General features: G+C 42.1%; 13 protein-coding genes. 7 read left to right on the plus strand and 6 right to left on the minus strand.

The window, feature by feature from the left end; genetic code table 11:
* Window positions 1-24: 24 nt before the first annotated feature.
* Together OCU35_RS16680 and OCU35_RS16685 are read right to left on the minus strand one after the other, a co-directional pair.
* Window positions 25-684 carry an NAD(P)H-dependent oxidoreductase gene (locus OCU35_RS16680; RefSeq protein ID WP_261825984.1) on the minus strand — a complete coding sequence of 220 codons (660 nt, stop codon included), beginning with the start codon at window positions 682-684 and terminating at the stop codon, window positions 25-27.
* A 201-nt stretch (window positions 685-885) separates the two neighbouring features.
* Window positions 886-2,703: a cation:proton antiporter gene (locus OCU35_RS16685; protein ID WP_261825985.1), complete on the minus strand. Its 1,818-nt coding sequence runs from the start codon at window positions 2,701-2,703 to the stop codon at window positions 886-888.
* A 264-nt stretch (window positions 2,704-2,967) separates the two neighbouring features.
* On the opposite strand from OCU35_RS16685, the gene OCU35_RS16690 reads away from it, so the two are divergent.
* The gene (locus OCU35_RS16690) at window positions 2,968-3,774 is read left to right on the plus strand and encodes a hypothetical protein (protein WP_261825986.1); all 807 of its coding nucleotides are present in this window, start codon (window positions 2,968-2,970) and stop codon (window positions 3,772-3,774) included.
* Between the two features lie 79 nt (window positions 3,775-3,853).
* Here OCU35_RS16690 and OCU35_RS16695 read toward each other — a convergent pair whose 3' ends face one another.
* The 3 genes from OCU35_RS16695 to OCU35_RS16705 form a co-directional block, all read right to left on the minus strand.
* Window positions 3,854-5,425: a polysaccharide lyase 6 family protein gene (locus OCU35_RS16695; protein WP_017032106.1), complete on the minus strand. Its 1,572-nt coding sequence runs from the start codon at window positions 5,423-5,425 to the stop codon at window positions 3,854-3,856.
* 80 nt (window positions 5,426-5,505) lie between these two features.
* Window positions 5,506-7,281: a sodium:solute symporter family transporter gene (locus OCU35_RS16700; protein WP_017032105.1), complete on the minus strand. Its 1,776-nt coding sequence runs from the start codon at window positions 7,279-7,281 to the stop codon at window positions 5,506-5,508.
* A 1,228-nt stretch (window positions 7,282-8,509) separates the two neighbouring features.
* Window positions 8,510-10,291 carry a sodium:solute symporter family transporter gene (locus tag OCU35_RS16705; protein WP_102329938.1) on the minus strand — a complete coding sequence of 594 codons (1,782 nt, stop codon included), beginning with the start codon at window positions 10,289-10,291 and terminating at the stop codon, window positions 8,510-8,512.
* A 1,727-nt stretch (window positions 10,292-12,018) separates the two neighbouring features.
* Between OCU35_RS16705 and OCU35_RS16710 the strand changes: the two genes are divergently transcribed.
* The 3 genes from OCU35_RS16710 (at window position 12,019) to OCU35_RS16720 (ending at window position 15,975) form a co-directional block, all read left to right on the plus strand.
* Complete coding sequence (locus tag OCU35_RS16710; protein WP_065211021.1) at window positions 12,019-12,786, plus strand: carbohydrate deacetylase; 768 nt, start codon at window positions 12,019-12,021, stop codon at window positions 12,784-12,786.
* 512 nt (window positions 12,787-13,298) lie between these two features.
* Window positions 13,299-14,063 carry an oligogalacturonate-specific porin KdgM family protein gene (locus tag OCU35_RS16715; protein ID WP_017032102.1) on the plus strand — a complete coding sequence of 255 codons (765 nt, stop codon included), beginning with the start codon at window positions 13,299-13,301 and terminating at the stop codon, window positions 14,061-14,063.
* A 70-nt stretch (window positions 14,064-14,133) separates the two neighbouring features.
* Window positions 14,134-15,975 (plus strand): LamG domain-containing protein, encoded by a 1,842-nt coding sequence (locus tag OCU35_RS16720; protein WP_261825987.1) that lies wholly within the window; start codon window positions 14,134-14,136, stop codon window positions 15,973-15,975.
* Between the two features lie 1,031 nt (window positions 15,976-17,006).
* Here OCU35_RS16720 and OCU35_RS16725 read toward each other — a convergent pair.
* Complete coding sequence (locus OCU35_RS16725; RefSeq protein ID WP_133150333.1) at window positions 17,007-17,243, minus strand: hypothetical protein; 237 nt, start codon at window positions 17,241-17,243, stop codon at window positions 17,007-17,009.
* 46 nt (window positions 17,244-17,289) lie between these two features.
* Here OCU35_RS16725 and OCU35_RS16730 point away from each other — a divergent pair, with 46 nt between their 5' ends.
* The 3 genes from OCU35_RS16730 (at window position 17,290) to OCU35_RS16740 (ending at window position 20,811) form a co-directional block, all read left to right on the plus strand.
* Window positions 17,290-18,048, plus strand: coding sequence for an oligogalacturonate-specific porin KdgM family protein (locus OCU35_RS16730; RefSeq protein ID WP_261825988.1), 759 nt, complete (start codon window positions 17,290-17,292; stop codon window positions 18,046-18,048).
* 91 nt (window positions 18,049-18,139) lie between these two features.
* Window positions 18,140-19,579, plus strand: coding sequence for a hypothetical protein (locus tag OCU35_RS16735; protein ID WP_017027870.1), 1,440 nt, complete (start codon window positions 18,140-18,142; stop codon window positions 19,577-19,579).
* Between the two features lie 284 nt (window positions 19,580-19,863).
* Window positions 19,864-20,811, plus strand: a complete 948-nt coding sequence (locus tag OCU35_RS16740) for a polysaccharide lyase family 7 protein (RefSeq protein ID WP_261825989.1) — start codon at window positions 19,864-19,866, stop codon at window positions 20,809-20,811.
* Window positions 20,812-20,908: the final 97 nt, after the last annotated feature.

Below are 20,908 nucleotides of genomic sequence, written 5' to 3' on the forward strand. Positions count from 1 at the left end.
TCTATTCAATTCAATGAGTTAACATTAAACAACAGTAATAACGTCTTCTGTTGCTAGGCGCGCTTTTGGCTTGCCGTAGTTGTAGTCTTCACCTTCTAGGTGGTAACCGATAGCGAGTGCGAAATCACACTGGAAACCGTTTAGCTCTTCTGCAAATGCTTCACCGATAAGGTCAGGGTCAACACCTTCCATCGGAGTCGATGCGATGCCCATGCGAGCTAGAACGTGCAGCGTGTTACCAACAGCAATGTAGGTTTGAGCCTTAGTCCAGTTGCCGTTGAAGCCGCTCTCGTCAGTGTTTAGCTCAGCAAAACCGTAAGCACCGTTTAGCATGTTGTCGTACATGTCGGCTGGTAGGTGGCCAGAGCTAACTTCTACATCGACAACTTTGCGGTAGTCATCTTTTGTGTAGTTCGGGTTGTGAGCGAACAAGATAACGTGCGACGCTTCTTTAGCGTGTGGCTGGTTAAATTGGTGCATGTTGGCAAAAGTGTCATGAAAACGCTGCTTAGCCGCATCACTCTCAATCACAATAAACTTCCAAGGCTGTGAGTTGATAGAAGAAGCTGATAAACGGATTGCTTCTTTGATCACTTCCATATCTTCAGCTGAAATGCGTTTGTTTGTATCGTATTTCTTTGCTGTGTAACGGCTGTTTAGATCTTTGATGATTGGGTGCGACATAATGAAATTCCTCATAAGCGTTGTCGATGGCGAGCATAATAGGAGGTTCATCACACTTTAAAAAGAGCCAATACTTCCAATCATTATGGATAAATATCTCCATAATGATTCCCGTTTGGGATGTAGTGTTTGAGAGGCATAAATAAGATAGGCAATTCAAAGCCTCATGTTAAACGAGGCTTTGAATTGATACGGTTAAAGCTAGGCTCTATCTCCTCGCCTATCTTCACCTACCCATTGCTTTTTAATTAATGAAACCACCGTTTCACCAGATTGTGGGGCAAACTCGCTTTCATCGCCAACCATATGCACTCGTTGCTGAGCTGTGACCACAAACAAAGGTTGGATAAGGCTCTCACTATATTGTTTTAGGTAGTCTTGATAAGTAAAGCTATCACTCAGCTTAGTATGCTTCACTTCCGCTCCTTGGTTGATCAAGCTCGCGAGCTTTTTGAAGCTATGCTGCCCAGCAAATAGCGTTTGTCCAAAGGACTTTTTACCCACAATGTGTTTATCACCATTAGTATTTTTTGTATCCCTTAGACAGAACACTCGATTCACACCAAAGTCTGACAGATACTGCATACACGCCATGATATTAAAATGTTTATCAGGGCTCATAGCCACCACATGCCCAACCCCGATCAGGTCAAGGTATTCATCAGCATGACTCGATGTGGGATTGCCATAGTAATACTCTAAACCTGCCATTTTCGCCTGACTAATGTAATCCCAGTTAGAGTCTGTCACTACAACCCTTAAGTCGTACTTAGACAGGGCCAGTGCGACAGCGCGTGCGACATCATTAGCACCTACGATCAAGAAACCACGTGGAGCCGTCTCTGCTACACCTAATAGTTTCGCCATGGGTTTAGCTGAAAAGCTTTGCAAAACTACGGTGCCAATGATCACCATAAATACCAAAGGAACCAATAATTTAGCTTCTTCCATACCAATATTGTATAGCTTGATCGCAAAAAGAGCGGAAATGGAAGCGGCAACAATACCCCTAGGTGCTACCCAAGCCAGAAAGACCTTCTCTTTGAAGCCTAGACTACTGCGTAATGTAGAAGAAAAGATAGATAAAGGACGAGAAACAAGTTGGATGACGACGAACAAAGCGACAGCGCTCCAACCAAGGGCTTGGAAGTCTTCAAGGTCAATGCGAGCCGCGAGTATGATAAACAAGCCCGTAATAAACATGATCGTTAGGTTTTCTTTAAAGTGCAGAATGCTTTGAATATTCACGTCTCTAGCATTGGCCAGCCACATACCCATGACCGTCACGGTCAAAAGCCCAGATTCAGACTCTAGATGGTTTGAACCGGCAAACACCGCAAGAACAATGGTTAACACGCCAAAAGGTTGTAGATACTCTGGTAACCAACCTCGCCTGAGCACTTCGGCCACACCGGCGCCCGCAGCAACCCCAATACCAAAGCCAATCACTAAGATAAACCCAAACACTTCAAAGCTTTGCGCTGAACTGCTTGAGATGATGAACTCATACACCATGACCACAAACAGCGCGCCAAGGGGATCAATTAAGATGCCCTCCCAGCGAAGAATATTGGATAAGCGCGCGGTAGGTCTGACCGTTCTAAGCAAGGGTACTATCACTGTAGGACCAGTTACCACCGTCAAGCTACCAAACAGCAGTGCCAGTGACCATTCAAAGCCCAATAAATAGTGTGTAGCGATACTCGTGACCGCCCAAGACACCAGAGCTCCAATAGAGACAATGCTCCAAACGGTATTGCTGACGCCCTTTATATCGGAGAACTTTAGGGTCAAACTCCCCTCAAAAAGAATCACCGCAACTGCCAGTGATACCAGGGCAAAGAAATGTTCGCCTAAAACCACTTGAGGCTGTAGCCACCCCATGATGGGACCGGCAATAATACCCGCTACAAGTAAAAACAAAATAGCAGGCAACTTTAGACGCCATGCTAACCATTGGCACCCAAGCCCAACAATACCTACAGTAGCAATACCCAGCGCAGCCCAATCTTCGTGCATAGTGACTCTTCAACTTTGTGATTACCTGTAAACACCTTAGTAGATTCAAGCACTTGTGCCACTTTATTCGCTAAAACAACAAGGCGAATTTTTACTTGTATAAGCCTGTATGCTAGTGCACCTAATTGGTGCTAACTGCACAAGATAAAAGCACAAACATTCAGCACACAAACAAGATATTCCATTAAAATCAATTACTTAGACATTGGCATCATAGTTGCTTGATTAAATACGATTAATGTCTTCATAAATAAGGATGTGATTATGGACATATCAAGCAACATGCTACTGATCAATCGAGCAGGACTCACTAACGCGCTCTCTTCGCCCTTTGAATCCCCTATCACCCAAGGGCAACAAGCCGTTAAGTTTGTGTTTGATGCAATAGATGCGGTGCGACTTCATCGTTCGTTTGTCTACGAGGAAATGACAGGTGAAGAGATAGATCAAGAGGCGTTTGCCGAAGTTAAATCGACGCTGTTTTCCCTGAGTAACAAAGTCAGTAACTACAGCTACCTAGGCAGTCGACCTGAGCGGCACATCTTAAGTATGCGTCTAGAAGCCTTAAGCCAAACCAGTGATGAACAATCACTATCAAAGCGACTCGTCGTTCACGGACAAACGATACGTTTATTGTTCTTTTGTTGTGATTGCGCTGTGCTCAGAAGTCTCAAGGGGCAAGAATTATCAATGACGCGCTACAACGAACAATGGCAAACACTGATGGATACTGTGGATGCGTTAACACAATATCGAATCTGTATCAGTTCGGTGGTTCAAAACGGATTACGAAATCCAAAGTTGTTGGTAGGACGCGCTAGCAATTTATTGAATAAAGCGAAGCGTTTTCAAGATCAGGGTTTTAGTAATCAATATACTCTGGATGAAGCCATCGCTCGTCTAGCAGACTCAATGCACGATCTTACCAAGGGTGAAGCTATCTCTGCACCGTTGCTCTATCTCGACACTAGCTTCATGTCGTTCGAGCTTATCAAGGTATACAAACAAATCGTTAGAGATCAGCTAAATCGATGCAAGAACCAACAAGATAGCGGCAAGATGCCGGCATAAGCAGTCACTAAGTTAACTCCAAAGAAAAAGGCGAGCAATGCTCGCCTTTGTTTTACCTAGCCATCTACGTTGTTATTTTTTATTGGATTACGTAGTCTGGTCCTGCAACCTCAGCGGTGATGATCTTCAGTTTAGAAGCATCAGCACCGACGTTTTCTGCAGATTCAAAGCCATTCACGTTTGTGATTACTGGCAATTCAGTAGAGTAGTTAGAAACTTGCTCCGCTTCTGTCACTTGACCAACGTACACTTCATCGGCATAAGTTGCAGCATCAAGTGGGAAGTCAGCAGTAGCGCGAACAGCAACAAACTCAGGATTAGCAGAGTTGTCTACAAGGTTCTTGCTAAAGTGTACATCTACACCACCAAAGATATTTTCCACTTCTTTGTTGTCGAACAGGCTTACACGGTGAGTCTGGTTGCCATAGACAATGCCCCACTCTGTATCAACTAAAGTGTTGTTTTCAATCGCGATGTTCTTTGGAGTCCACTGCTTATTTAGCTCTTTGCCTTTCACAGATTGGTCAAGCTCTTCGCCATTCGCTACATCAATAATGCCAGTATTGATAACAATACCACCACGAAGATCCGCATTGCCTTCAATCAGGCCATCACGGCCACGAGTGTTAGCAATGTAGTTATTACGGATTACATGGTCTTCATCATAGATACGCATGCCGCCAGTGAGACGCTTGCCATTGCCTAGAATTACGTTGTCTTCAACGACGTTGGCTTTACCGTGGCGAAGAGAAATCAATGCTGTGCTTTCAAAAATAGTGTTGCCGCCAATAATGTTGCCACCTGATTTAATGGAGATAAGCTCACGCTCACCGTCCATGTTAATCATTAGGTTCTCAACAAACTGGCTGTTTGATGGCCATTGTGATGCTTTAGAGTCACCAATTCGAATCGCTTCCCAGCTGTTGCCGTTGTAGCGGATCGCTTCTTTAATGTCGAACTCATTGAATTGGTTTGGTTTTTGGTCCAAGAAAATGTTGTGCTTGATAATGTGGTTATCAGGCGTTTCATTTTTTTGAACACCGATCAAAGTACCGCGTTTTTGCTTGCCTTCAAAACGGTTATTGATCACTTGACCATCTTTACCCCATAGAGAAACCCAAAGGTACTTTGGATACTCTGAGCGGCGCTCGTCTGGTTCATATGGGTAATCATCATTGAAGTAGTAGAATGTTGAATTCTTCAGCGTGATTCGGTCACCCATCATACGTACGCCACCAAAGCGCTCGTTTGGACCGCCTTCAGTAAATACCAATCCATCTAAAGTAATGCCATCACCGTTCAGTTCAAACTGAACAAGGCCAGTGATCCAAGCAGTACCTGCCTTTCTCGCTTTAATCGTTACGTTGTTCGCTTCAATAGTCAGTTGACCAAGGTTGCGATACTTGCCTGGTTCGATTTCAATCACGTCACCGTTTTTGGCGTTGAGGATCTTCTCACGAAGTGCATCAACTTCACCTTTATAGGCATCTTCCATAGACGCTTTTTCAATAACCGTTAAACGATCACTTTCTAAAAGCATGCTGCGGTTTACATCCGCAACGGTCATAGGCTCTTCTGGTTGAGAGTTGTTGAAAAGGCTACATCCAGACAAAGCTAACGTAGCAGCTAAGGCAATGGCAGTTTTTTTCATGTTTTGTCTCTTCTTTTTAGGGATTGCAAAGCAAAAAATGCGGGCTAAAAAGGCCCGCATTAAATAATTATGAAACTCTATTATTCAGCGGTTTGTTCACGCAGTTCTTCGACTGTGTCATCTACGGCTTTAACAAGTAGTAGACCTACACTTAGAACAATCACACCACACAATACGAAGATCATGCGTCCCCATAGTGGGTTAGGCAGCAAGAACATTAGCATTACACCAACACCTGCAACTGCGATAAGTGAACCAAGCATACGACGCTGTTTGTTATCCAGTACTTTCTGTTCGTTAGACTCAGCAACTAGTGGAGTGTCTAGGTTCTCGAAGAACTTATCTACGTCCGCTTGACGCTCAGCTGTAAGTGGCTTGTAGAACAGTGTAGTTAGGCAGAAGAAACCTGCTGTAAACACTAGGTGACCGATAAGACCGATAGCAACCTTAAGATCTGACCACTCACGACCAGTAAGAGGCTCAAGGTTAAACCAGTTAGCAACCATATCAGCTGTAATTACAAAGCCTACGTAGTAAGAAACAATAGCACCTACTACTAGCGTACCCCAACCTGCCCAGTCTGGAGTCTTCTTAATGAAGAAGCCACAGAATGCTGGAATGGTCATTGGGAAACCGATTAGAGCACCTACATACATCATCGTATCGAATAAGCTTAGACCTTTTAGCGAGTTAATGAATAGTGCTACAAGGATAATTGCGATACCGAAGAAGGTAGACGTCAATTTAGATACTACTACTAGCTCTTTTTCAGTTGCGTTTGGACGACAAATCGGCTCGTAGAAGTTCTTAACAAAGATACCTGAGTTACGGTTTAGGCCTGAGTCCATTGAAGACATTGTTGCTGCGAACATTGCTGCAATTAGAAGACCAACCATACCTGCTGGCATGAATTCTTCTACAAAGTATAGGTAAGCGAAGTCACCTGCTTTAGAACCAGCTTCTGGGTAGATAGCTGCTAGATCAACACCTTGACCTGCAATGAACCAAGAAGGCATGAACCAAATCATTGGACCCATAGTCATTAGAACACAAGCAAGAAGTGCTGCTTTCTTAGCATTCTTAGAATCTTTAGCCGCAAGGTAACGGTAAGAGTTAAGCATGTTGTTCGTGATAGAGAACTGCTTCACGAAGATGAAGAATGCCCAGATACCGAAGATGCTTAGGTAGTTAAGGTCGTTACCCGAAACGAAAGAAGCGCCTTCGTCAGTCGGGAAGTTAGCGATTATTTCACCAACACCGCCACCTTGAATGACAGCAACAACCGCACACGTTACTGTTACAGCCATGATGATAACCATCTGCATAAAGTCAGATGCGATTACCGCCCAAGAACCACCCGTTACAGACATTACTAGTACAACAAGACCCGTAAGAACGATAGTCGTTGTCATGTCGAAACCGAAGATGCCTGAAGCAATGATTGCTAGACCGTTTAGCCAGATACCTGCAGAGATAACGCTGTTTGGCATACCAGACCAAGTAAATACTTGCTCGTTGAAAGAACCAAAACGCATACGAATCGCCTGGATTACCGTAACAACACGTAGTTGACGGAACTTAGGAGCGAAGTATAGGTAGTTCATTAGGTAACCAAATGCGTTTGCAAGGAAGATTACCGCTACCGCGAAACCATCTGCGTACGCTTTACCAGCTGCACCGGTAAATGTCCAAGCACTGAACTGAGTCATGAAGGCAGTTGCACCTACCATCCACCACAGCATACTACCGCCCCCGCGGAAGTAATCACTTGTTGTACTTGTAAACGTTCTGAACATCCATCCTATTGCAATCAAGAATAGGAAATAGACACCAACAATAACTGTATTGAGTTCCATTTGTAGACCTTTGTGAGATTGATTTCTTTGTGTAAGTGCGAAAAGTCTAACCAGAACAACCGCTCACTTGTACTACAATAAGGCTTAAATGTGACGAATACCTCGTCAAATACTGATGAATAAATCATACAAGTGATCTGGATCTAACATTAAGTAACGTTTGAAAACTTGCAGAAATGCGCATAGAAACATACTGTTACATACCGTAATGAGCAGTTACAGTCAGCATTAATTCGGTTTGATCACATTAATCATGCAATCGGGTGATTGGTATTCATTATTGAGGTTATGGGGAAATTTAAGAGAAGATTCACCAGAAAGCTCAATGGTATTACTATTGGTAGTTGAGTAGTTCACCTCTAAGCGTTAAGACGTGACTACTTGATTGAGGATAAACACGAGAACGAACTAAAAAGATGCAGGTGTTATCTCCAACCACACCGTCGACTCTGATCCAACGTCGTCTAAAACCCACCGTCGTCTTCGAAGTGTTTTATCGAAGACCTTTTCAACTTCGGAACTATTTAGGTCCTCGATAGAAGCACTCGAGGAGGACGAGCTGATAGCGTAAAATCTCAACTTAACCCACCGTCGTCTCTAACCAACCGTCGTCTTCGAAGTGTTTTATCGAAGACCTCTTCAACTTCGGAACTATTTAGGTCCTCGATAGAAGCACTCGAGGACGACGAGCTGAAAGCATAAAATCTCAACTTAACCTTTCGTCGTACCTAGCACACCATCGTTTCTAACCCACCGTCGTCTTCGAAGTGTTTTATCGAAGACCTTTTCAACTTCGGAACTATTTAGGTCCTCGATAGAAGCACTCGAGGACGACGAGAAGAAAGCATAAAAGCTCAACTTCACCCCACCGTCGTCTCCGAAGTGTTTTATCGGAGACCTCTCCAACTGCTGAGCTATTTAGGTCCTCGATAGAAGCACTCGAGGACGACGGAAATCGACCACAAAACCTCAGAACCATAGCGCCATAGAACCGTAAATCCGCACAGCAAACTCACCACACCCCTCCGTCATCTCCGAATGCTTTTATAGGAGATCTCTTCACCAGCTGAACTCCCCAAAATCCCCAATAAACACACGAGTCAAAATTGAAACTCGCTCTTCTAACTTGCAGCTTGCAGCTAAAATCTGTCAGCTTCCCCTCCCCCAAAAACACAAAAAGCGGGCCCAAAGGCCCGCTTTAATATTCAAGTTGCTTTAATCTAAATGATTATTTAGTAGCAACACTCTCTTGAAGATCTTCAACAGAATCATCAACAGCTTTCACAAGGAGAATACCAACACCACCTACGATAGCACCACAAAGGATGAACACACCGCGGCCCCACATTGGGTTAGGTAGGAATGCCATTAGCATTACACCAAGACCAGCTACTGCGATTAGTTTACCTAGCATTTCACGCTGTTTGTTGTCTAGTTTCTGTTGTGCAACAGACTCTGCAACTAGAGGCGTTGATAGGTTACCGAAGAACTTGTCTACGTCTGCTTGACGCTCTGCAGTTAGAGGCTTGTAGAACAGAGTAGAAGCGATGAAGAAACCACCTGTTAGTGTGATGTGACCGATAAGACCGATAGCAACCTTAACATCAGACCATTCACGTTTAGTTAGCTCTTCTAGACCAAATGCGTGAGATACCATGTCAGCGTTGATAACGAAACCTACGATGTAAGAAACGATAGCACCAACGACTAGTGTACCCCAACCTGCCCAATCTGGAGTCTTCTTGATGAAGAAGCCAAGGAATGCTGGGATAGTCATTGGGAAGCCTATTAGGGCACCAACGTACATCATTGTATCGAACAAGCTCAGACCCTTAAGTGAGTTGATGAACTGTGCGATAAGAATGATCAGGATACCGAATACAGTAGAAGTGATCTTCGATACTGTTACTAGCTCTTTCTCTGAAGCTTTACCTTTACGAACAACTGTTTCGTAGAAGTTCTTAACAAAGATACCTGAGTTACGGTTTAGACCAGAGTCCATTGAAGACATTGTTGCTGCGAACATTGCCGCTACAAGTAGACCAACCATACCTGCTGGCATGTATTCTTGTACGAAGTATAGGTAAGCGAAGTCACCTGCTTTAGAACCTGCATCTGGGTAAGCAGCTGATAGGTCTACACCTTGACCAGCGATGTACCAAGAAGGCATGAACCAGATGAATACACCACCAAGCATAAGTACACATGCAAGAAGTGCAGCTTTCTTAGCGTTCTTAGAATCTTTTGCCGCTAGGTAACGGTAAGAGTTAAGCATGTTGTTTGTAATAGAGAACTGCTTAACAAAGATGAAGAATGCCCAGATGCTGAAGATGCTTAGGTAGTTAAGGTTGTTACCCGCTACGAAAGAACCTGTGTCGCCTACAGGGAAGTTATTGATGATTTCACCAACACCGCCACCTTGAACAACAGCAACTACCGCACAAGTAACCGTTACCGCCATGATGATAACCATCTGCATGAAGTCAGATGCGATTACCGCCCATGAGCCGCCTGTTACAGACATAGCAAGTACAACCAAACCTGTAATCCAGATGGTCATTGTCATGTCGAAACCGAAGATACCAGAAGCGATGATTGCTAGTGCGTTAAGCCAAACACCTGCAGATACAACACTGTTAGGCATTGAAGACCAAGTAAATACTTGCTCGTTCGCTGCACCGAAGCGCATACGAATAGCTTCAATTACAGTTACAACGCGTAGTTGGCGGAACTTAGGCGCAAAGTACGCAAAGTTCATGAAGTAGCCGAAAGCGTTTGCCAGGAAGATGATTGCTACTGCAAAACCATCGTTGTATGCCTTACCAGCAGCACCGGTAAATGTCCAAGCTGAGAACTGAGTCATAAACGCAGTCGCACCAACCATCCACCAAAGCATGTTACCGCCGCCACGGAAGTAGTCACTAGTGGTGCTTGTAAATGTTCTAAACATCCAACCTATCGCAATCAAGAATAGGAAGTAGATGCCAACAATTATAGTATTGAGATCCATTGCATTACCTTAAACTGTAAATAATTATTTCAAATCCAGTTCAGTCTAAACAGATATCCCTATCTTTTGTATTACAATACTTCATAAATGTGACCCATGACTCAAGACTAGCTCTAGATTAAATCATACAAGTGATCAAGAGCAAAAAGGCCCATAAATCGCTACAAAATACCCACAAATGTAACCAAATACTTCTGAGGCACCATTATATAAGGCGTGGCGTATAAGAACATAAGGCTTATGTTCCCAAGCAAAGTAAACGCAGCTAATAAAACTCAAGTCAAACATGTTGCAGATGACACATTTCAAAACAAATAATACTACTTAATTGAACCGCCATTTCATTGAAAATTCGAAGTTATGACATGGCACAGTGACCTTTCTCAGAAGAAAAAGTGAACAATTGAGGGCCAGCAGCTTGGAAGTAGCCTCTTATAGAGAGTCTTAAAAACGCGTTAAAGCAGTGTACTTACCTACTTTCTTTGTCTAAGCGTTATAAATTTAGGTAAGGTTTAGATAGGACTTCGGGATACGATTTGGCCCGCAAACGTAAAGAAGCACCCATAGTGAAAAGCAAAATCTTTGATAAAAGCCCTTTACGAACCGAAGCACTGTATTCAAGGCAAAAAAAAACCCATAGGCAAGTGCAAAGCCTATGGGTAAATCGGTGGTGTACCGAGCCTAAACACTAGAAGGGTATGTTTAGGCTGTTATTAGTAGTTATGGAGCTTCACTATCAAAAGTCGATTCCATCCTCGAACCCACTTTCTTTAGTAATTGTTTACTAAGGCAACACTCGTTGAGTCTTGTCTTCTAGTATTCTATTTCAATAGCGCTTAAAGCCTCTATTGAATTGGTGCAGCAAACAGACTTGATAACCTAGCAAACCCCTAGAGGGTATGCCGTTTTTGCTCTCTGCGACCCCAATAAGTATATTGTATTACAAATAACAAAAGCAAGTTTAAATACACTATTTGAGCAATAAAAATTGCCTAATTTGCTTCCTGTCAATCATCGACCCGACAGAAAAACCAAATATAACAATACGATACCATCAGTTACAATTAGCGGCGAATATCACCAGATGAAAGTTAGACTTTACGGAAATGAGATCAATTTCACAGATGAGGCACAATCTAACCGCAATTATTAGTAAGACATATCACAGAAAATGAAAAATGATTTGTAGGGATTCTAGTAGTGCCCTACTCGCCCACCCAATCCGCACAGCTTTGGGTTACAAAGGAAATAAAAGCCAACTACAAGCAACCCGTCGCAATTGCGCTCAGATAGGGAGGCTTTTTCAAACAACGGCTATTAAAGCAGTGCTCCACTCTAACCTTCCCCCTATAGTTCTTGCTTTAACTCACAGCTGACAACCTGACTTCCATACACAAGTATTGATAGTCGACCTAAATGTGATTTAACAGAGTGTATGCCTTATTCGATCACTACTTTTATATCCATCTGATTAATAAACGTCGTCCCCGGGGGTTTTTATCGGGGACCGTTTATAGAAACAGATGCCCGACCAGAGTGCTGGCCGAGAAAAGCACTCAGGCATAACGGATACCCTAAAGTCCGAGTTGTGATCAAGATACATGCTGACAGCTTGAAGCTGATCGCTACAAAATCCCTATAACCTCACAGAGCTACAGAATTTTTCATAAACTCCCTCAATTTAGATAGTATATTGAGACCTCTAGATGACAACGAATTACTTACCAATGAAGCTAATCTTCAATGCCGACGACTTTGGCTTAACCGAGCAAGTCAATATCGCCATCCAAAAAGCAATGGCATTTGGGATTGTGCGGTCCACGACTATAATGATGAATCAGCCTGGTACTGATCATGCGATACACCTATATAAAGAGGGAACGATCCCAGAGGTAGGATTGCATCTCACTTTGACAAGCGGCAAACCACTCTCAGATCCAAAGCTCATTCCCGATCTCGTAAACGATAGCGGCTATTTCCTAACAAGGAAGGAACTAACAGAAAAGCCGAACATCTCTTCTGAGCAAATAACTCGAGAGTTTGCAGCTCAATATCGGCTAGCTATAGAGTCTGGTCTGCAGATCAATCATATAGATAGTCATCACTTTGCTGCTGTCTACCCAGCCCTTAAAGATGCTTTTATCCATTTCGCTAATAACATTGGGCTACCAGTAAGACGTGCAGATGCGGTATTCGAAGGCCAACACGGTTTAAAAGTTCCTTGCCCCGATGTATTTGATATTGGCTTTTATGATGAAAGTGTAAGCTTGGAATGGCTTAAAAACCGATTATTAGCACACAAAGCGAACTCACAAGTAAGCTGCGTCGAATTCATGTGCCATCCGGGTTATAAACAAGATAGTACTTTGCAAACACTATCTAGCTATGTATCTCTCAGAGAGAAGGAATTAGAGATATTGACGTCTGTTGAGCTAAAAAAATGGTTGGGTGGCAATGATATAGAGTCTGTTGGTTTCAATTTCCTATCTAGATAGCAACGCCTATTGTCTTGAGAAACTCGGATTAATCTTCAATAAACTGCCCCTTTACTACTTCTTGTATTACTACTATGAATCAATTTACCTCATCAATATTCACCAATTGTATTCTTTTATAACTCTTGGCCTAACAAACACCCCCTCCAAAATTCTCAATCAACAATGCCAAATTTCATCTTTTTCAAATGACATTTCGCTCACAAATAGCAACAGACCGTTACAAATAAGAGTTGAAAACCCAGTTTAGATTCGAGTTTTCATCTCAAAAACCCCTCGAAAAGTTCAAAAAAGACAAAAGTTAAGCTGTAAAATTCTAAAACAGCAAATGATTTGCTTGTTTTTTAATCGATCTCGTTCGAATTTTGAGAGATCGCCCTCACTTTTTTTATGCGCTTGAACACTGAGCATCAAATTGTACTTACGTCACAGTTTGTAACCAAGTGTTACCATAAACTAATTGTCATACATTAAGTCAATTACTCAAACGGACAAAAAGGGTAAATCTCCCCATGAAAAACAATAAAATTGCACTGGCAGTGGTAGCCACACTTTTCGCAGGCGCAGCAAGCGCAGGTACTTTAGATTACCGCACAGAATACAAACACGATGATGAGAAATGGGCTCACCGTGCAAAGATTGGTTCAAGTGTAAAAATCTCTGATCCAGCAAAACTTTACTTCAGCATTGAGCAAAAATGGCAAAGTGAATCAAATGATGATGGTTCAGTAGATTTCTGGAACAACACATCACGTGGTGACTCTGAGTTTGATTGGGGTGTTCGTTACGCTCTTGATGGTGGCTGGTGGTTACAACCAGGTATGCCAATTACTTTCGCATCAACTAAAACTACCTACAAACCTCAATTCCGTGTGGGTTACAAGGCAGGCTTTGGTTTAACTACAGCACTTCGTTACCGTCACGAGTTCCAAGATTACACTAGCGATGGCGGCACATTTACTGATACGGACGGCAATAAAGTCGACCGTGCTGATAAAACCTTACAACAAGGTAAGTGGACTCTTACTGGTTCGTACAAATTTTCAAACCCAACTTTTAAGAACCTGAAGCTGAGCTACGAAGCTAACTACGTTAAGAGCTACGAAAACGAACGTAAAGCAAACAATGAAGATTGGGAATGGGATCTAGGCGTAATCGTTGGTTACCAGATCGATAACTTCCGCCCATACATGGAATTCTGGACAGTTGACCAAGGTTCTTCTGCAGAAGACAACCGCCAGCTAAGAACTCGTATCGGTCTAAAATACGCGTTCTAAGAAAAATTTTAACAATGACCACCGCCTGTGAGGCGGTGGCATATAAGTAAAACAAACGTGAGAGAATAATATGGAAGTTTCTAAAACAGCTCTAGCAGTAGCGTTATCTACTGGTTTACTTTTTGGTTGTGATTTTGATGTCGGCCCTGATTCGGGTAGCGATGGTGGTAGCGACGGCGGTTCTACTCCGACTTCAGCACTAGTTGGTCCACTATGGAATTTTGAAGACGCATCAGGCGCTTCAACTCAGGCTATTGGCCTTCCAAATATTTATGTTTTTGATGGTACAAATCTGAAATATTACAATGATGATGCCACTCCGAACACATACGAGATAACATTAACTCCTTATACAGATGACGCTGAAGCTGGTGAAATCATGTTTACCTTCTACGATGATGCTGGTGTTGGTAGCGAAGTATCAGGTACATATACCGTAGATAATGGTGTACTAACAGTGGATACTGCTTCTGAAGGTGTTCTTATAGGTGCCGATGATACAAGTAACGCTGATATCAAAGCAGCTGTAGATGCGGCAAATGCTGATGCGGGCTTTAATAACTATGTACAAATTATCGACACATTGGATACTGATACCGGTGAACTAAGACTCAAACTTTCAGACAATGACTTAGATCCAATTACCTCAGGTAAATTGACTGTAGACCTTACTCACCAAGTAGACGAAGACTCAGTTGGAGACGTAAACAGCAAGAATGCATATATTTCATTTTATGCTTCTGGTACTTCTACGATCAATATGCACGGTGAAATAGCCCTAGAAGCAGGTAAGATCAAGTATCGCGATAACAACAAAGATCTTGTCGAGATAGTAGGGTCTTATACTGAAGGTGAAGAGCTAAAAATCGAAGCTAATTGGGATGATGGTGTATTTAACTTCAAAGTGAATGATGTTGAACATTCATACACATCCAATGAGATTCCTGAAAATGGTCCAGTAGAAATTATTGCTATTAGACTTGGCGACAATGGCAGTACCAACAATTATGAAGTACTAGCAGATAACCTGAAAGTGTACTCAAATGATGGCGGTTCTGAAGCACTAGTGTTTGAAGATAACTTTGACAGCTATGCAGTAGATACTGTTCTTAACAGTAAGCCGTACAACAACAATAGTTCAGAAGCAACAGTGAGAGGTACTACTCCACCACCTGCAGAAGAAGAGCCAGAAGTACCAGTTGATCCTGTTGACCCAGATTTCCCTGTAGCTGATTTCGCATGGGATTTCTCAGCAGTAGATGGTGGTTCAGTTGTTGGTAGCAAAGCGCTTACAATCAGTAAAGATGGCGACAACCCTAAAGTATTGACTGATGGTGCAGTTGATGTAGATGGTGCAGTTCATACTACACAATCAGTTTCTTCTGGTACTTACGGTTACTACTATACCGTGATGGAAGGGACTACTGATCCACTTGCATTTACAGATGGTACTTTTTCAATGGAAATCGTATTCAGTGTTGATGATATAACGTTCAACCCTACTGCAGGCCAAGACTTACAATTGCTAGAAAATACTGATAGCAATACTGGTTATAAGCTAATTATCGATAAGAGCTCACTAAAACCTAAGCTACGTATTTACGATGGTTCCGGTAGTTCATCGGTTGAAGCTGAAACGACAATTGCTAATGGCGAATACATGCATGTTGTCGCAACGTTTGATAACGGTACAGGTAAAGTCTACGTCAATGGCGTCGAAGAAGGCACTGCTAGTGAGTTAACTTTCGTTCCTAACACTAAAGACGGTGACAAGGTATACGTTGGTGGTGGTTCAAACTCATCTCAGAAAAACCTTGAAGGCGCACTTGATAACGCGGCATTCTTCAATGATGTGTTAACTGCAGAAGAAGTTAAACTTCGCGCTGCTGAGTTTGGTTTCACTACTAACTGAGTTTTCAGCCTAAAACGCAAATCAAAGCCATAGCACCCGCTATGGCTTTTCTTTTTATAACGAATAACCCTACTCCACATCATGCTATATTGGATGAAAGTAAGCTCTCCTCTTCTAACGTCTCTACCATAGCTAACTACTAGTCTTGTGCATCTGGTCAGAAACTCCCTTCTGCATTTCCAATTGATTCAATAGCGTTTGACTTACATCAGAAGTGCGAAATAGCGCTAGAGACTTAAGCCTTACAAATCTAGAACATAGTGATTTCTAATTATTATTATGTACCTTCCTCTTATCAAACTCACCAGCTACCATGTTTTTTATAGTAGGCAGCTAACAAAGGTTCTACCTATTAGTTCCCTACATAACTCGTAACGAAGGCTTTAGAGCCAAGTAGCTATAAATAGCTAAATTTACCTATTTTGACAGCTTTAACTTAAAGCTCTCCTAGCTCTATAACCTTTAGAACTTAGCGCGACTCTCTTTCTATAAACTTCAGCTCACCAACCAGAACAGAAACACTTATTAACACTTATCACTTGCAGAATAGATAATTTACCGCACACAGAACGAGAAGCAGACTGAACGTCAAAGTGAGCAATAAAGTTCGTGTAGCACTTCTTCTATTAAGAATCACTTGGTTACTGCCATGATTCTTAAAAGTTAAACAAGTACAAAGCCCTGTAATTACAATCGTTCTTGTAGACAAACAATCGTTATACACTAGCCATCATTCAATGAGTTACCCTCACCAATAAGAAGTGTCTAATCTTCGGAACGGCAAAAATCAGGAACGAAAATCTAATCGAGCATCTTCCAAATTATCATTTGTATGATTTAATGAGATCATAATTGTAAGAAAACATTACAAATTATCATACTTATCTCTAAGTATAGACGACCGTTCTGTCTTCTAGCTTCACTGGTATATCAAAGAAAAGAGCATCTGAAATTTATGTATCAAAGCGCCCAAACAATCGCCCCCAAGAGCAATCAATTGCACATAAAGTGCGCTCATAATAACAGGAACCCTAAGTGCTGGTGTTTACCCCTAAATATGTGAAATATGTCGCATAAAAACCTAAATAAAAACCAAAAACAGAAAATAAACCCACTAAAAAAACATGAAGCTCGGCATCTTTTTCGGCCAAAACAAGGGTATTTTCAGAGATCTCCCTCTCATTTCTTTTTATAAAACGGCCATCTGAATAGTAATCTGTACTTTCGTCACAGTTTCTAGGAATCCATTCCAATAAACTATTTGTCATACATTAAGGCAAGACATCAGACTTACTCAAAGGAAAATGAAATTCCATGAAAAACACTAAAATCGCATTAGTAGTGGCCGCATCTCTTTTCGCAGGCTCAGTTAGCGCCGGTTCTCTTAACTACCGCGCAGAATACAAACACGATGAAAAGACTTACGCGCAGCGTATTAAGATTGGTGAGTCTGTAAACATTGCAGACAAGACAAAACTTTACTTTAGCGTTGAACAGAAGTTCCAAAGTAGTGACAACACAGACTTTTGGAACCAAATGACTCGTGGTGATTCTGAGTTTGATTGGGGTATTCGCTACGACATCAACAAGCAGTGGTACATACAGCCTGGTATGCCAATCACGTTTGGTAATGAAAGAACGACTTATAAACCACAACTACGTGTGGGGTACAAATCAAGCTTTGGCCTAACTACTGCTCTTCGTTACCGCCATGAGTTCAGAGAATATTCAGATAGCGATAGCAACGGCAACCGTACTCTTACAGATGGTACAAGTGTTGCCTCTGCTGGTAAAACTTTCCAAGAAGGGAAATGGACTCTTACTGGTTCATACAAATTCTCAAACCCAGATCTGAAAAACCTTCGCCTAAGCTACGAAGCAAACTACATCCACAACTACGATGATGTTCGCCTCTATAACAACACCAATGAAAACTGGGATATCGGTGGCATCATCGGTTACCAAATTGGCGACATCCGCCCATACATGGAATTCTGGAATGTTAAAGGTGCGGGCTCAACAAGCGATGACCGCCAACTAAGAACACGTATTGGTGTCGCTTACTCATTCTAAGTTACCAAATTCTAATAGATAAAAATGGTCAGACTTTAGGCCCTACAGTTCCAACGTCTGACCTTAGAAACAAATTATAAGAGAGAATAATATGAAAATTACTAAAACAGCTATCGCAGTAGCGATTTCATCAGCTTTTTTGTTCGGCTGTGACTTTGATGTAGGCAGTGAAAATAATGTGACTACCCCTCCTGGTGGCGGTGATGGTGGTGGCGGTTTACCACCGGTAGAAAATGCTCAGAACTATGTTCAGATTCAAGATTCTTCAATAGCTGATACCGGTATACTTCGCATAAAGACGTCTGAAAGTAAATCTGACACTGTAGTAGATAGCATTCCTGTTGGTTACTTGACTGTCGATCTGACTTATCAAGACAATACTGCTATTAACGGTGAAAATGCTGCCGCAAACGCTTACATCCAAATCCACACTACAGCGGGCTCTAGTAACGCGCATCTTCGAGGAGAGATAGCTCTTGGCGAAGGAAAAGTTAAATATCGTGATAACACATCTAGCTTAGTTGAGACTGGTGGCACATACACTGCTGGTGAAGAACTAAAAGTTAAAGTTAGCTGGACTGAAGACGAATTTAGCTTTTCTATCGGTGATGACAACTACGGACCTTACGCCGCTACGAGTACTGCGCCTGTTGAACTAATCTCGCTAAAAGTTGGCGATTCTAAAACAAAAGCAGATCTAGAACTAATTGCTGACAACCTAAAAATCTATAGCTCTGACGCTTCAGGTGACGAACTAATCTTTGAAGATGATTTTGACAACTATGGTGTTGGCGACTCATTATCTGACTCCCGTTATAACCGAGCAATTGACGTTATGGTTTTGGGTACTGGTGAAGACAACGGTGGTGGCGACAACGGCGGTGACGGTGCAGTAGACACACCTTCTGGTAAATATGTAGCTCTGCATGACCATGATGCCCAGGTGAATGATGCTGCTGAAATTCGTTACTCTTTAGGGACAAGTCAGCGTATTCACGAACAAGGTAAAGCATCGGTTTATATTAGAAATGATTCCGACCAAAGTGCGGTATTCACTGTCTTCGGTGTCGATAGCCAATTAAGCGATGTAGGGCAAATTATTTCTGTTCGTTTAAGAGAAGATGGCAGAGTTTATCATCGACCAGAAACAACAGACACATGGACGGAAACCGGGACAACAATCGATACTGACCAATGGAATAAGCTTACTGTAGATTGGAATACTAATTCGGGCGACAATTACAATCTCTACCTAAATGGTAATTTGGTAGGAGAATATGAGCGAAGAATCACGCAGACAAACGTTTCTACACGATATGTTGCGGTTCAAGTTGGTACGGGTAATTCAGATACAGTTAGCAATGGTGGTACTGTTGATGTTGATAATCTAGCTCTATATTCAGATACAGTTGGCACAGCAGAATTGCACAAAGACGATTTTGAAGGCTTTGCAATAGGTACCGACTTAGGTGCAGATCCAAGCACCACTGATTACGATAAAAGCGGTTACAACGCAATTGTTCAAGAATAAGACCCAAGTCATTTTCTAAGCAACGCTTAACACTGCTTTCGGTTAGTTTATTAAATAATTACCGATGAGTTAATCCGAATCAAAGCCATAACACTGTGTTATGGCTTTTTCTACTCTAGCTTTCGCCCCATTTATATTCGAACCGTTAAACTCAATTTAGAATACACATTCAATACAACTCTTATTCAAATCTGGTATCAGCCTCTAGATTCAGACTAGAGCAAAATTTGCACGACAAATATTCACCGTTATCTAGAGTGAATAAAATATGAGAATAATTAATCATGAAGAAAAGTATTATTACTACAGTTTTGCTATCAATCATGCTGACTGGATGCAATTCAGATGGAGATAGTGCAACGACCGCTCCTGATACTACACCTGAAATTACAGAACCGGGCGATGGCTGGAACATCGATCAATGGAAAATCACACTCCCAGTAAGTGAGTCCTATTACAAAGAACACTTTGGCGTCAGTTCCGGTTTAAATGATCGCGACAGCGCTGTCGAATTGCTTCCAAGTAAATGCAGTGGCAAGGATGTATTCTCATTAGAAACATCCCTCCCCTATTTTTATGTTGCTGATAACGAAGATGTTCACTTCATTGTTGATTTAGGTGACGCAGGAATATCCACCACGACCAACACTAAGTATGCACGTTCGGAGTTAAGAGAGCTGTATAACTATAATTCTTCTAGCATCTGCTCATCATCCACGCAAAACTGGACGGTAGACGACGCAAACCACCAACTACAAGCACAGTTGCAGATTGAGGATTACCCGAACATCTCAGGGAAAGACCCAAAGGTCATTGTGGGACAGGTGCACGGCTATAAAATCAAGCAAGCCCTGATTAAGTTACAATGGGAAGGTGGGAATAAACCTATTAGAGCAATCTTAAACAATACTTTCTTACCTGACGATCAATCTTGTAGCTATTGTAAATCGTTCAGTGTGGACTTAGGCACAGCTCAAGCGAACTCAGACTGGAGATACAATATCGAAGTGAATGAAAATGGTGTTGTATTAGAGGCTGCAGGAGTAAGTAAATCGTTCGCTTGGGGCGAAAAGATAGAAAATACCGGTTACGCACTAGACCCAAACTGGGCGCATAGCGATAACAGTTTCTACTTCAAAGCAGGTATCTACCCGCAAATAGAGCCTAGCTCATCGCTTTCTGGTCAAATCTTCGACGTAAGCTTCAGTGAAATAAAAATCACCCACCAATAATTGTTACTGTTACATTTACCTGTAAGCGGCCATGTGCCGCTTTTCTTTTAACTAGATCACACCTACCCGCTAATTGTATTATAAAAATATATAATAC

Origin of the sequence: Vibrio breoganii (assembly GCF_024346795.1) — a bacterium.
Lineage (GTDB): Bacteria > Pseudomonadota > Gammaproteobacteria > Enterobacterales > Vibrionaceae > Vibrio > Vibrio breoganii.